Source organism: Salinispora goodfellowii (genome assembly GCF_059570675.1).
On the sequence record NZ_JCANTD010000015.1, the window covers coordinates 42,382 to 56,207 of the forward strand.

Annotated in this window: 10 protein-coding genes; 3 read left to right on the forward strand and 7 right to left on the reverse strand. The window is 70.8% G+C overall.

The window, feature by feature from the left end; translation table 11 throughout:
- Positions 1 to 40: 40 nt before the first annotated feature.
- The 4 genes from T398_RS15615 to ettA form a co-directional block, all read right to left on the reverse strand.
- Positions 41 to 625 carry a type III secretion system chaperone family protein gene (locus T398_RS15615; RefSeq protein ID WP_496447719.1) on the reverse strand — a complete coding sequence of 195 codons (585 nt, stop codon included), beginning with the start codon at positions 623 to 625 and terminating at the stop codon, positions 41 to 43.
- A 130-nt stretch (positions 626 to 755) separates the two neighbouring features.
- Positions 756 to 1,484: a DUF8185 domain-containing protein gene (locus tag T398_RS15620; protein WP_496447721.1), complete on the reverse strand. Its 729-nt coding sequence runs from the start codon at positions 1,482 to 1,484 to the stop codon at positions 756 to 758.
- The gene (locus T398_RS15625) at positions 1,481 to 1,927 is read right to left on the reverse strand and encodes an acyl-CoA thioesterase (protein ID WP_496447722.1); all 447 of its coding nucleotides are present in this window, start codon (positions 1,925 to 1,927) and stop codon (positions 1,481 to 1,483) included. The genes T398_RS15620 and T398_RS15625 overlap by 4 nt, the downstream gene beginning before the upstream one ends.
- A 3-nt stretch (positions 1,928 to 1,930) precedes the next feature.
- Complete coding sequence (ettA, locus tag T398_RS15630) at positions 1,931 to 3,607, reverse strand: energy-dependent translational throttle protein EttA (RefSeq protein ID WP_496447724.1); 1,677 nt, start codon at positions 3,605 to 3,607, stop codon at positions 1,931 to 1,933.
- Between the two features lie 329 nt (positions 3,608 to 3,936).
- Between ettA and T398_RS15635 the strand changes: the two genes are divergently transcribed.
- Together T398_RS15635 and otsB are read left to right on the forward strand one after the other, a co-directional pair.
- Positions 3,937 to 5,337, forward strand: a complete 1,401-nt coding sequence (locus tag T398_RS15635; protein WP_496447726.1) for an alpha,alpha-trehalose-phosphate synthase (UDP-forming) — start codon at positions 3,937 to 3,939, stop codon at positions 5,335 to 5,337.
- Positions 5,334 to 7,937, forward strand: coding sequence for a trehalose-phosphatase (gene otsB, locus T398_RS15640; RefSeq protein ID WP_496447727.1), 2,604 nt, complete (start codon positions 5,334 to 5,336; stop codon positions 7,935 to 7,937). Before T398_RS15635 ends, otsB begins: the two co-directional genes overlap by 4 nt.
- Positions 7,938 to 8,009: 72 nt before the next feature.
- On the opposite strand, the gene cobA is transcribed toward otsB, so the two are convergent.
- The 3 genes from cobA to cobC are packed head-to-tail and all read right to left on the reverse strand — an operon-like array spanning position 8,010 to position 11,552.
- Positions 8,010 to 9,290 (reverse strand): uroporphyrinogen-III C-methyltransferase, encoded by a 1,281-nt coding sequence (cobA, locus tag T398_RS15645; protein ID WP_496447729.1) that lies wholly within the window; start codon positions 9,288 to 9,290, stop codon positions 8,010 to 8,012.
- Between the two features lie 34 nt (positions 9,291 to 9,324).
- A complete protein-coding gene (cobT, locus tag T398_RS15650) occupies positions 9,325 to 10,416 on the reverse strand; it encodes a nicotinate-nucleotide--dimethylbenzimidazole phosphoribosyltransferase (RefSeq protein ID WP_496447834.1) in 1,092 nt (363 codons plus the stop codon).
- Positions 10,416 to 11,552: an Rv2231c family histidinol phosphate aminotransferase CobC gene (gene cobC / locus T398_RS15655; protein ID WP_496447731.1), complete on the reverse strand. Its 1,137-nt coding sequence runs from the start codon at positions 11,550 to 11,552 to the stop codon at positions 10,416 to 10,418. The genes cobT and cobC overlap by 1 nt, the downstream gene beginning before the upstream one ends.
- A 121-nt stretch (positions 11,553 to 11,673) precedes the next feature.
- On the opposite strand from cobC, the gene T398_RS15660 reads away from it, so the two are divergent.
- Positions 11,674 to 13,806: a transglycosylase domain-containing protein gene (locus tag T398_RS15660; protein ID WP_496447733.1), complete on the forward strand. Its 2,133-nt coding sequence runs from the start codon at positions 11,674 to 11,676 to the stop codon at positions 13,804 to 13,806.
- Positions 13,807 to 13,826: the final 20 nt, after the last annotated feature.

Consider the following 13,826-nt stretch of genomic DNA (forward strand, 5'->3'; position numbering starts at 1 on the left):
TCCGAGCAGGGCGGAGCGGGTCCGAGCAGGGCGGAGCGGGTCAGAGCAGGGCACCTTCGTCGTGCAGCCAGTCGACGAAGCTGGTGGCTACCGCCGCCCCACAGTCGATCATTTCAACCAGGAGCGCGTCGTGCACGCCAGCGGCGAACGGCACCTGCAGCTCGGCATAGATCGGAAGCTGGCCACGTTCGGACGGATCTCCGATGTACGCCTTACAGAAGCGACGGGTGTGGTTCCACTCGTTGACCACCCGGTAGGCCCGATCCTCCCAATCCGGCGGGACGGTCGCATGCGGCCGAACGCGCAGCACCAGGATCTCGTCTTCCGGGCCCTCGAGCGCGACCAGGACCGCGTGCCGCTCCCACATCGCCAGCAGGTTTCCGTCGCCGTCGGCCAGGTAGCGGACGTCGAGCTGGTCGAGCGCGGCGCTGATCCGGCCGAGCGTGACCGGTGCGACCGTGGCGGAGGTGTCCACGGCCGGAGAACGATCGGCCCCGGTACAACTGTCACCCGGTTGTCGGGGGGCCGGCGGGCTGACCCGGACCGCGTCCTCCACTGTGGCCCTGCTCCGGCTCTCCGGCTCATCGCCGTCAGCGGGACCGGGGCGCCACGACCACCACGGCATCGCTCTCCCACCTCGCTCCCCAGCGGATCCAGCCCTTAACGCTGCGTTGGATCCGAGGATGGACGGTACCCGGACGGCCGGGAAGAAGCACCCCCCTAATGAAACCCCTAGGACAAAAGGATGATGGGGGTCATCCAGACTGCTGACCAAGGATCGTCCGAACAGTCAGATCTGTCCCCCGCTGCAACCATACTGCCCCGTACGGGCCAACCAGGCCGACCCATTGACCGGCCGCCCGCACCTGCACCACCCCACCGGGCGCCTCCGGTGCGCTGAGAAAGCCCATCCGCACCAAGCCCTGAACCAACCGCTGGGGCACCTCGACCGGCGTGGTGGGAGCGTCGTCCGGGGTGACGACCACCGGCACATGATCCAGGAGCGCATCGCGCAGCGCCCGCTCCCCGAGCGCCCTACCCTCCACTCCACGCCCAGCGGCGGCATCCCGGAGGGCCGCCGCCGCAGCCTCGGCCACCCGCCGCAGCTCGGCCGCGGGGAGCGTCTCCACCCGCCGGCTGGCGGGCGGCGGCAGCGGCCAGCGCCACTGCGCGTCCCGCCGGACGGGCAGTGCCGAGCCGCCCGCAGTCAGCTCCGCCAACAGCTCGCTGGCGGAAACGGTGGCGTCACCGGGGCCACCGCCGGCCACCGTGTGGACCACCAGCACCCCCCACGGCAACCGCGCCCACAGGGCGGTCCGCTCCGGCCCGCTGGCAGGCCGCAACCGCACCAACGCCCCCCGGTCCAGCCGGACCAGCCGGGCCAGGAACGCGCCCGCGTCAGCGACACCGGCCAGCCCGTGGCCCGTCCCGCCGGGCATCGTGGGCGGATATCCGCCCCGTCCCACGGTGCCCGGGTCAGTCACGCCGATCCCTCCTGGATGAGGTAGGTGCGCAGGAAGGTCCGCTCCTCGGCGGAGAGGCGGCGCGGCAGCTGCCGGCTCAGATCAAACGGCACCAGCACCGACCGGGCCCGGCTGACCAGCACGTCACCGTCGTACATCTCGTAGTCGACGGTAACGGAGGCAACCCGGATCTCCGACACCCAGAGCTCGATCCGGACCGTCGGCGCCGACTCCGCGGTGGCCCGGCCGAGCGCGTAGTCGACCGGCCGCAGGTAGTCCACCTCGTGCCGCCGAATCACCACACCGTCGGCGAACGAGCCGACGCCCCAGGCCCGCCCCCCGGCGAACATCAGGGCCACCCGCGCCTCCTCGTAGAGGGTGAGGAAGCGTGAGTTGTTGATGTGCCCGTACGCGTCCAGGTCGGACCAGCGGAGCGTGCAGTGGTAGAGAAACCGGTCAGCCATGAGTCAGTCGCGGGTGAGCTTGCGGTAGGTGACCCGGTGCGGCCGGGCCGCCTCGGCACCGAGGCGCTCGATCTTGTTCTTCTCGTACGCTTCGAAGTTGCCCTCGAACCAGAACCAGCTCGCCGGGTTCTGGTCATCCCCCTCCCAGGCCAGGATGTGCGTGGCGACCCGGTCCAGGAACATCCGGTCGTGGGAGATGACCACGGCGCAGCCGGGGAAGTCCAGCAACGCGTTCTCCAGACTGGAGAGGGTCTCCACGTCCAGGTCGTTGGTCGGCTCGTCCAGCAGGATCACGTTTCCGCCGATCTTGAGCGTCAACGCCAGGTTGAGCCGGTTGCGCTCGCCCCCGGAGAGGACCTTGGTCGGCTTCTGCTGGTCCGGTCCCTTGAATCCGAACGCGGCGATGTACGCCCGCGACGGCATCTCGACCTTGCCCACCATCAGGTGGTCCAAGCCGTCGGAGACGACCTCCCAGACCGTCTTGTCCCCGGCCAGTCCCGCCCGGGTCTGGTCCACGTACGACAGGGAGACGGTGTCACCGACCTTCACGCTGCCCGCGGTCGGCTGCTCCAGCCCGACGATGGTCTTGAAGAGGGTCGTCTTCCCGACGCCGTTCGGGCCGATGATGCCGACGATGCCGTTGCGCGGCAGCGAGAAGCTCAGGTCGTCGATCAGCACCCGGTCGCCGAAACCCTTGGTGAGGTTCTGCGCCTCGATCACGGAGCTACCCAGACGTGGGCCCGGCGGGATCTGGATCTCCTCGAAGTCCAGCTTGCGGGTCTTGTCCGCCTCGGCGGCCATCTCGTCGTACCGGTCGAGACGGGCCTTGGACTTGGTCTGGCGTGCCTTGGCGTTCGAGCGGACCCACTCCAACTCGTCGGAGAGCCGCTTCTTCATCTTGGCGTCCCGCCGGCCCTCGACCGCCAGCCGGGCCGCCTTCTTCTCCAGGTAGGTGGAGTAGTTGCCCTCGTAGCCGACGGCCCGGCCCCGGTCCAACTCCAGAATCCAGCCGGCCACGTTGTCCAGGAAGTAGCGGTCGTGCGTGATCGCGATGACGGTGCCGGCGTACTTGGCCAGATGCTGCTCCAGCCACTGCACGCTCTCCGCGTCGAGGTGGTTGGTGGGCTCGTCGAGCAGGAGCAGATCGGGCGTCTCCAGCAGCAGCTTGCAGAGCGCCACCCGGCGCCGCTCACCACCGGAAAGTTGGGTCACGTCGGCGTCCGGCGGCGGGCAGCGCAACGCGTCCATGGCCAGTTCGAGCTTGGAGTCGATGTCCCACGCGTCGGCGTGGTCCAGCTCCTCCTGGAGACGGCCCATCTCCGCCATCAACTCGTCGGAGTAGTCGGTGGCCATCTGCTCGGCGATCTTGTTGAACCGATCCAGCTTGGTCTTGGTCTCCGCGACCGCCTCCTCGACGTTGCCGAGGACCGTCTTCGCGTCATTGAGCGGTGGCTCCTGAGCCAGCATGCCGACGGTGTAGCCGGGCATCAGCCGGGCCTCGCCGTTGCTCGGCCGGTCCAGCCCCGCCATGATCTTCAGCAGGCTGGACTTGCCGGCGCCGTTCGGGCCGACCACACCGATCTTGGCACCTGGCAGGAAGCTCAGCGTCACGTTGTCGAGCACGACCTTGTCGCCATGCGCCTTGCGCGCCTTTTCCAGGACGTAGATGTACTGGGCCACGGTGCGGGCTACCCTCCATCGATCAACGGGTGTGGTCTAACGCGGGCGGGGCCGCCGCGGATGCGGAGCCGAGGTCGCCCGTCGGCGGGCCGATCACGCCGACCCGCCGTCAATCCTGACAGGTCACCCCGGCTGCGCCCACATCACCCCGCCGGGCTGGCGACCCGACCTGCCCGCCCCGGCAGAACCCCAGAATTGTCGACAAGATCACGTTTGGGGTTCAGGGCCGGCGAGCTGGTGGGCTAAGTCCGGCACGGTACACCAGACGCCGCGGCTACGCTCAGTACGCTCGACGCGGGGGATTCGTCAGCACCCGGAGGTGGCCCAACGTGACCGTCCGCAGTTCCTTTGTCGTAGTGGCCAATCGACTGCCCGTCGACGAGGTGAGCACACCCGAGGGACGGCAGTGGCGACGCAGCCCGGGTGGGCTCGTGACCGCACTGCATCCTGTCCTCGCCGAGCACCACGGCACCTGGGTGGGCTGGGCCGGCGGTAAGGGGGCCGCGCCGGAGCCGTTCGACCTGGAGGGCATCCGGCTACATCCGGTGCCGTTGAGCATGGAGGAGTTGGAGCGCTACTACGAGGGGCAGTCCAACGCCATGATCTGGCCGCTGTACCACGACGCGGTCGAGACCCCGGTTTACAAGCGCCGCTGGCGGGAGACCTACCGGCTGGTGAACGCCCGCTTCGCGGAGGCGGCATCGGATGTCGCGGCGGAGGGTGCGACGGTCTGGGTGCAGGACTACCAACTCCAGCTGGTACCGGCGATGCTCCGCGAGCTCCGCCCCGACCTACGGATCGGCTTCTTCCTGCACATCCCGTTCCCGCCGATCGAGCTGTTCATGCAGATGCCGTTCCGCACCGAGATCCTCCGCGGGCTACTCGGCGCCGACCTGGTGGGCTTCCAGCAGCGGCTCGCGGCGCAGAACTTCGTCCGACTGGCCCGGCACCTGCTCGGGCTGCGCTACGAGGGGCAGATGATCCAGGTCGACGGCCGCCGGGTGAAGGCGGGCGCGTTCCCCATCTCCATCGACACCCAGGAGATGGAGCGACTCGCGGTGGATCCGACGATCCGGGCGCGGGCGGAGGAGATCCGCGCGGAGCTGGGAAACCCACGCACGATCATCCTGGGCGTCGACCGGCTCGACTACACCAAGGGCATCGAGTTACGACTCAAGGCCTTCCGCGAGCTGCTCTCTGACGGAAAGTTGACAGTTCCGGATGCGGTTATGGTGCAGGTGGCAACGCCGAGCAGGGAACGGGTGGAGCACTACCAGGCACTTCGCGTCAAGGTGGAGCGCGAGGTTGGTCGGATAAATGGCGAATTTGGCCGGGTTGGGGTACCGGCGGTGCATTATCTGCACCAGTCGTACAGTCGCACCGAACTGGCCGCGATGTACGTCGCCGCCGACGTGATGATGGTGACCCCGCTGCGAGACGGAATGAATCTGGTGGCCAAGGAGTACGTAGCAGCGCGCGCCGACCGGGGTGGCGCGCTGGTGCTGAGTGAATTCGCCGGCGCCGCCACCGAGCTGCGCCAATCGTTCCTGTGTAACCCGCACGACCCGGACGCGGTCAAGGAGGCCCTGCTGCGGGCCGTGCACGTGGAGAAGCCGGAGGCGCGTCGCCGCATGCGGACAATGCAACGTCATCTGCGCACCCACGACGTGGGGCACTGGGCGAAGTCCTTCCTCACCGAACTCGGCGTACCGGGACCGGATGCCTCGTGAGCACCGGCACCACACTCGGCAACCCGGTCGGTGGCGGCCTGGAGCAGGAACTGCGCACCGCGATCGGTCGCATCGCCCGCGTCCCCCAAATGCTGATCGCCTGCGACTACGACGGCACCCTCGCCCCGATCGTCGAGGACCCGACCCGGGCCGTACCGCTGCCGGAGGCGGCGGCTGCGGTCCGGGCGCTCGCCTCGCTACCGCAGACCAACGTGGCGGTCGTCTCCGGTCGGGCGCTGCGGGATCTGGCCGCCCTGTCCCGGCTGCCCAGCGAGGTCCACCTCGTCGGCAGCCACGGTTCCGAGTTCGACATCGGCTTCGTCGAACGGCTCTCCCCCGAGTTGGTCGCCGTCCGCACCCGGCTCCGGGACGCGCTGCGCGAGATTGTCGGCACCCACCCCGGAGTTCGGCTGGAGCACAAGCCGGCCAGCGTCGCCGTACACACCCGCGGGGTTGATCCAGAGATCGCCGCCGCAGCCGTCGAGGCGGTCCGAAACGGCCCCGCGACCTGGGACGACGTCACCGTCACCCAGGGCAAAGAGGTCATCGAGCTGTCGGTGGTCGCCACCCACAAAGGCACCGCCGTTGACCAACTGCGTACCCAGCTCTCCGCCAGCGCGGTGCTGTTCATCGGCGATGATGTCACCGACGAGAACGCCTTCGGCAACCTGCACGGGCCAGACGTCGGCATCAAGATCGGGCCCGGCGAGACCAGAGCGCAGTATCGGGTCGCCGAGCCGATCGAGGCCGCCCGCGCCCTCGGCCTACTGCTGGAAACCCGCCGGAACTGGCTCTTCGGCGAGCGGGCGGTGCCGATCGAGCGGCACTCGATGCTGGCCAACGGCCGGACGGTCGCGCTCCTCACCCCCGAAGCCAAGGTCACCTGGCTGTGCAACCCCAAGCCCGACTCCGCCGCGATCTTCGCCGACCTGGTCGGCGGCAGCCCCGCCGGCTACTTCAGCGTCGTACCGGAGCGCGGTGGCATCCCGCTCGGCCAGCGCTATCGCTCCAACACGATGACCGTCGAGACCCGATGGTCCGGCCTGACCGTGACCGACTGGCTGGACACCCCGGACACCGAGACCACACCGGACGGGCCGGCGATCGTCAGTGCCGACTCGACCCTGGTCCGGGTGCTCACCGGACGCGGCCGGGCGCAGCTGGAGTTCGCCCCCCGGCCCGAGTTCGGCCAGGTCGCCGTCCAGCTCCAACCGCTCGACGACGGGCTGCTGGTGCTCGGCTCCAACCACCCGGTCGCGCTCTACTCCCCCGGCGTCACCTGGGAGGTGGTCGGCGACGGCGTGTACGAGACGGCGACGGCCACCGTTGACCTCTCCGCCGCGGGCGGGCCCGTCGTGTTGGAGATGCGCTTCGGCACCCACAGCCTGGAACACCACCGGCAGCCGATTCACGAACGGCAGGCCGCGGCGGAGCAGCCCTGGAAGGACTGGGTGGCCACGCTGCGGTTGCCGACCACCGGCCGGGACCTGGTCGCCCGCAGCGCGCTCACCCTCCGCGGGCTGTGCCACCAGCCGAGCGGCTCGATCCTGGCCGCCGCGACCACCTCCCTCCCCGAGGAGTTGGGCGGCGTCCGCAACTGGGACTACCGCTACTGCTGGCTCCGCGACGCGGCGCTGACCGCCCGCGCTCTGGTCGACCTCGGCTCCACCGAGGAGGCCGAGGCGCTGCTGCGCTGGATCGACGGAGTCGTGGACCGGACCGGCGGGCACCCCGAACGGCTACACCCGCTCTACACAGTTGACGGCTACGAGTTGGGCGCCGAGGCGGTCATCGACACCCTGCCCGGCTACGCCGGCTCCCGGCCCGTCCGGGTCGGCAACCTCGCCAACCACCAGCTCCAACTCGACGTCTTCGGTCCGATCGCCGACCTGATCGCGGCCGTGGCCGACGCTCGCGGCTCCGTCCGGGACGACGAGTGGCGGGTCCTGGAGAACATGGTGGAGGCGGTCCGCCGCCGCTGGCACGAGCCGGACCACGGCATCTGGGAGGCACGGCTGGCGCCCCGACACCACATCTTCTCGAAGGTGATGTGCTGGCTGACCGTCGACCGGGCACTGCACGTGGTCCGCAAGCACGGCGGGGAGGAGCAGCCCGAGTGGGTGGAGCTACGCGACCGGATCGGCGCCAACGTGCTCGAGTTCGGCTGGCACGAGCAGGCCGAGGCGTACAGCGTCGCGTACGGGCACGAGGACAGTGACGCCTCCTCGCTCTGGATCGGCCTCTCCGGCCTGCTCCCCGGGGACGACCCCCGCTTCGTCTCCACCGTCCTCAAGATCGAGGCAGATCTGCGCAGCGGACCGGTGGTCTACCGCTACCACTGGGAGGACGGCCTACCCGGTCGGGAGGGCGGTTTCCACATCTGCACCTCGTGGCTGATCGAGGCGTACCTGCGTACGGGCCGCCGGGGCGACGCGGAGGAGTTGTTCACCCAGATGATCGACACCGCCGGGCCGACCGGGCTGCTGCCCGAGCAGTACGACCCGCTGACCGAGCGCGGGTTGGGCAACCACCCACAGGCATACAGCCACCTCGGGGTGATCCGCTGCGCCCTGCTGTTGGACAACATGCTCAAGCAGTGAGCCGCGGCCCCGACAGCCGGCGCGCGCCGGCTGTCGGGGCGACTCTGCCCGTGGTGCGAGCGTCGGCCGCGCTCAGAAGTCCAGGGTCCCGACCACGTCGCCGACGACCACGACCGCCGGGGGGCGGAGGCCCGCCGCAGCCACGTCGGCCGCCACCACGCCCAACGTTGAGCGGATCGTACGCTGGGCGCCGGTCGTGCCCTCCTGCACGACCACAGCCGGGGTCTGGGCCGCGCGACCGTAGGCGACCAGCGTCGCGGATATCGCCGCCAGATTCTTCAGTCCCATCAGAATCACCAACGTGCCGCGCAGCCCGGCAAGGTGCTCCCACCGCACCATGGAGTCGGGCGAGTCCGGCGGAAGGTGCCCGGAGACCACGGTGAACTCGTGCGCGACCGCCCGGTGGGTCACCGGGACACCGGCACCGGCCGCGGCGGCGATGGCGCTGGTCACTCCGGGTACCACCGTCACCGGTACGCCCGCACCGGCGCAGGCCAGCAGCTCCTCGCCGCCGCGACCGAAGACGTACGGGTCGCCCCCCTTGAGCCGGACCACGGCCCTGCCGGCCCGGGCCCGGTCCACCAGGATCCGGTTGATCTCCTCCTGGGTGCGGGCCGGGCCGTAGGGGATCTTGGCGGCGTCCACCAGCTCGACCTCGGGGCCCAACTCGTCCAGGAGCAGCCCGGGCACGAGCCGGTCGGTGACCACCACCTCCGCCTCGGCGAGGAGCCGCCGCCCCTTGACGGTGATCAACTCCGGGTCACCCGGGCCCGCTCCGACCAGGGCGACCTGTCCACCGCGGCCGGTTGGGTGCGGCGAAGCCTGCCAGCGATCGACGCGCACCGGCCCCGGAGCACCGCCGGCGCCGACAGCGGCCGGCGGCGGGGCCAGCCGGCCCGGCCCGGCGGCGAGCAGATCCCGGACGGCGTCCCGGACGGCCATCGCCCGGCGGGGGTCACCACCGCCGAGAACCGCCACCGTCACCGGGCCCTGCCGGGTCACCGCCGGCGTCCACGCGGTGGCGGCGGCGCGATCATCGGCCCGAACACAGAAGATCCGCCGCTCGTCGGCCACCGCGCTGATCGCGGCGGCGGCGGTCGGGTCATCCACCGCGACCTGCACCAGCCAGGCGCCGTCGAGGTCGTCCGCGGCGAACCGCCGCCGCTGCCAGCGCAGCCGCCCGGCGTCGGCGTGGGCGCGCAGCGCCGGGGTCAGCTCCGGAGCGACCAGGAGGACGTCTGCGCCCGCGTCGAGCAACGCCGGCACCCGGCGGGTGGCCACCACTCCGCCACCGACCACGACCACCCGCCGGCCGGCCAGCCGCAGACCGAGCGGGTACGGACTGCCGCTCACGCCGCCGTCCCGGCTGGTCGGACGGGCAGTGCACTCATTTCTGCGCCACCCCCGCCGAGTCGAAGGTGGCGACCTCGTGCAGCACGCGGACGGCGCCCGTAACCACCGGTAGGGCCAGCAGCGCCCCGGTGCCCTCGCCGAGGCGCAGCCCGAGGTCGACCAGGGGGGTCAGCCCCAGCCGGCGCAGCGCCACCGCGGCTCCCGGCTCGACCGAGCGGTGGCCGGCCACCATCGCGCCGGTGGCAGCCGGGGTGAAGGCTGCGGCGGCCAGCGCGGCCGAGTCGGCGATGACTCCGTCGAGCAGCACCGGCACCCGTCGGGCGGCAGCGCCCAGCATCAGCCCGGCCAGGGCCGCGTGTTCCAGGCCACCCACCGCGGCCAGCACACCCAGCGGGTCCGTCGGGTCCGGCTGATGCCGGCGCAGCGCCGCCCGGACCACCTCGATCTTGCGCTGGTGCGTCGGATCGTCCACTCCGGTGCCCCGACCGGTCACCGTGGCGGGGTCCGCCTCGGCGAAGACCGCGATCAGCGCGGCGGCCGGCGTGGTGTTGCCGATACCCATATCCCCGGTGAGCAGGATGGCGGCGCCGGCATCGATGAGTTCGCCGGCGACCCGGATGCCCGTTTCCACCGCGGCCCGGGCCTCCTCCCGGGTGAGGGCGGCGGTGACGGCCAGATCCCGGGTACCGCGCCGGACGTTCGCCTCAACCAGCCGGGGTCCGGTGCCGCCGGCTTGGCCCGACCCGGACGGTACGGCCGCAACCGGCGTTGGCGGCGTGGCGACCCCGACGTCCACGACGGTGACCGCGGCGCCGGCCTGCCGGGCGAACGCGTTGACCACCGCCCCGCCGGCGAGGAAGTTGCCGATCATCTGCCCGGTGACCTCCTGTGGCCAGGGCGTCACACCCTGGGCGTGCACCCCGTGGTCTCCGGCGAAGATCGCCACCGCGGCCGGCTCGGGCAGCGGCGGCGGGCAGGTGCCGGCCAGGCCGGCGAGCCGAATGGAGAGATCTTCCAGCGCCCCGAGGGAGCCCGCGGGTTTGGTCAGCCGGCGCTGCAGGTCCGCGGCGGCAGCCATCGCCTGTTCGTCCAGCGGTCCGATCGCCGCCCTCGTCGTCTCCAGCATCATCCCTCCAGAATCTCGGCCAGCACGGTGGTAAACGCATCGGTTGTCGCCGGATCGCGGACCGCGATCCGCAGCCAGTCCGGGCCCAGCCCGGGGAAGGTGTCGCCGCGGCGTACTGCCCAGCCTCGCTCCCGCAGGGCACGACGTACCGCGTCGGCGCCCGGGTGGTGGACGAGGACGAAGGCGCCCGCCGGCCGGCCGACGACGCGTACCCCGGGTAGGGGCGCCAGCCGGGCGAGGAGGTGGTCGCGATCGGCGGCGAGGTCGGCGGCGATCTGGCGTTCAGCTCGCACCGCTTCGGGGCCGGCGCAGGCTGTCGCGGCCGCGAGGGCCGGGGTGGAGACCGGCCACAGCGGCTGCACGGCGGCCAGGCGGTCCAGCAGTTCCGCTGCACCGAGTAGGTAGCCGACGCGCAGCCCGGCCAGCCCCCACGTCTTGGTGAGGCTCCGCACCACCAGCAGGCCGGGCAGATCGGACCGGGCAGCAAGCGACTCCGGCTCGCCGGCCACTCCGGGCGCGAGGGTGGTGTCGGCGAACGCCTCGTCCACCACGAGCACCCGGCCCGGCCGGGCGAGCGCGGCCAGGTCGGCGGCCGGATGCAGCACCGAGGTCGGGTTCGTGGGGTTGCCGATCAGGACCAGGTCGGCATCGGCCGGAACCTGGGCGGGGTCGAGCCGGAATCCGTCGCCGGGGTCGAGCAGCACCCGCTCGACCCGGTGTCCGGCCGCACGCAGCGCCGCCTCCGGCTCGGTGAACTGCGGGTGCACCACCACCGGGCGGCGGATCCCGCGCAGCGCCTGGGCGATCAGCACGAATCCCTCGGCCGCCCCGGCGGTGAGCAGCACCTGCGCCGGTTCTCGACCGTGCCGCGCGGCGACGGCGGCCCGCGCCGCAGCCGGGTCCGGATATCGGGCCAGGTCACCGAGGGCAGCGGTGATCGGGTCGGCCAGCCAGTCCGGCATCGACGCCTGGCGCACGTTCACCGCGAGGTCGACCAGACCGGGTACGGCCTCGACATCTCCATGGTGGCCAAGGTCGAGCTCCGGTGCCGCCGGTACCTCCGGTGGGTTGTCCACCGGGGCATCCGGCAGGTTGTCCGGCAGCGCGGCCGCTCCCCCGCTCGACTGCGTACGCATGACCGCGATCCTGCCGGGAAGGGGGCGCGTGGCACAGCGCATCGCGACGTGGGCCGCATCACGAACGACGGATTAATGAATATTTCTCTAGCACGAATCGGAAATGTCATAACTTGGCCCTGTGAGCAACCGTCCCCTTGCTGCCGCCGGTCGTCTCGTCCCACTTCTCCGCGCCGGGCTCATCGCCGGCATCGTCATCGCCGCCCTGGCCTACCCGATCGCCGCCGCAGCCGGCATCGGCGCCAAGGTGACGGCGCACGCGATGGAACACAAAACCAAGATCCTCAAAACCGCCCTGCCGGCCGAGACCTCGTACCTGTACGCGCCGGACGGCAAGACCGTCCTGACGATGTTCTACGAGGAGTACCGGCAGTACACAAAGCTCGCCGACATGTCACCGAACATCCAGCAAGCCATCATCGCTGCTGAGGACGCCCGCTTCTACCAGCACACCGGCGTCGACCCGAAGGGCATCGCCCGCGCCTTCGTGGCCAACGCCCGCTCCAACGGCATCTCCCAGGGCGCCTCCACCATCACCATGCAGTACGTCCGGATGGCCCTGCGGGACAGCGCCACGACCCCGAAGGAGGTACAGGAGGCGACCCAGCAGACCAGCCTACGCAAGATCCGGGAGATGCGGCTGGCCATGGAACTGGAGAAGGAGCTGGCCAAGGAGCAGATCCTGGAGCGATACCTCAACTCCGCATACTTCGGGCATCGCGCCTACGGCATCTACGCCGCCAGCGAGATCTACTTCTCCAAGACCCCGAAGGACCTCTCCGTGATCGAGGCCGCCACCCTCGCCGGACTGGTCAAGTCGCCATCCCGGTTCGACCCGGCCAGTTCCGACCAGAAGGAGGCGACCGCCCGTCGCAACTACATCCTGGACCGGATGACCGACCTCGGATACCTCTCACCGGACGCCGCCGCCAGCGCCAGGTCCGAACCGATCGAGCTGACCCTGAGCTACCCGTCCAACGACTGCGCGTCGGTGCCCCAGGAGTGGAACAGCTGGGGATTCATCTGCGACTACGTGAAGAACTGGTGGAGTGCGCAGCCAGCGTTCGGCGAGAACCGCCTGGAACGGATGGACAAGCTGCGTCGGGGCGGGTACCGGATCGTGCTCAGCGTGGACCCGAAGATTCAGGAGGCGGCGGAGAAGAACGTCGGCACGAAGGGGAGAACCGGCAGCCCGTACGCGAACGGCATCGTGCTCACGGAACCCGGCACCGGCCGGCTCAAGGCCATGGCGGTGAACCGGACCTACTCCCTGAACCTGGACGGGAATCCGCTCAGCTCCAACCCGGAGGTCGGCCCGAAGGTCAAGGCCAGCTACCCGAACACGGTCGCACCCCTGCTCGGCGGCGGTGACCTCCCCGGCTACCAGGCCGGATCAACCTTCAAGATGTTCCCGCTGCTCGCCGCCCTCGATTCGGGCATGACCCTGAACACCACCTTCAACGCGCCGTACCGGTACCGGTCGGAGGTCTACAACGGCTGGGCCCCGTCGAACGCGAGCGGCGCCATGTCCGGTGTGCAGACCATGTGGTCCGGCTTCGGAAAATCGGTCAACACGTACTTCGTCTGGCTTGAGGAGCAGGTCGGGGCGGACCGGGCGGTACGCCTCGCCGAACAGCTGGGGCTGCGCTGGCGCACCGATGTGGACCGGCACCACGCCGCGCCGGCGAACGCGAAAACCTGGGGTGCCTTCACCCTGGGGGTCTCCGACGCCACCCCGCTGGAGATGGCGAACGCCTACGGCGCCGTCGCCGCCGAGGGCCGGTACTGCGAAGCGATCCCGGTGCAGGCGATCTACGACCGGGACGGCACCCCGACAATCTTCCGGACGGCCGGCGGGATCGAACGGGAGGTCGCCAAGCCCCGCTGTCGCCAGGTGGTCAGCGCCGACGCCGCCCGGGCCGCCACCGACGCCGCGCGGTGCCCCACCGGCGACTCCCCGGCCCGGGGCGGCTGCGGCGGCTGGTCAACAGCGGACAGCGTCCGCGGCACCGTGGGCCGTCCGGTGGCCGGCAAGACCGGTACCACCGACAGCACCCGGTCGGCCTGGTTCGTCGGCTTCACTCCCGAACTGGCCGCGGCCAGCTTCATCTCCGACCCGGACAACCCCTTCAACGCCGTCGGTGACGGTCAGTCGCAGATTCCCATCCATGCGGTCGCGAACACCCTGCGCGACGCGCTTGAGGACAAACCGACCCGCGACTTCACACCCCCCTCGGACACCATCGTCGGCTGACCTGGGCGCCTACCTGGGCA

Excerpts from the sequence above, each read along its gene's own strand:
- cobT (WP_496447834.1), bottom strand. The coding sequence starts at position 10,416 with ATGCTGGAGACGACGAGGGCGGCGATCGGACCGCTGGACGAACAGGCG.
- cobC (WP_496447731.1), bottom strand. The coding sequence starts at position 11,552 with ATGCGTACGCAGTCGAGCGGGGGAGCGGCCGCGCTGCCGGACAACCTG.
- T398_RS15615 (WP_496447719.1), bottom strand. The coding sequence starts at position 625 with ATGCCGTGGTGGTCGTGGCGCCCCGGTCCCGCTGACGGCGATGAGCCG.
- T398_RS15625 (WP_496447722.1), bottom strand. The coding sequence starts at position 1,927 with ATGGCTGACCGGTTTCTCTACCACTGCACGCTCCGCTGGTCCGACCTG.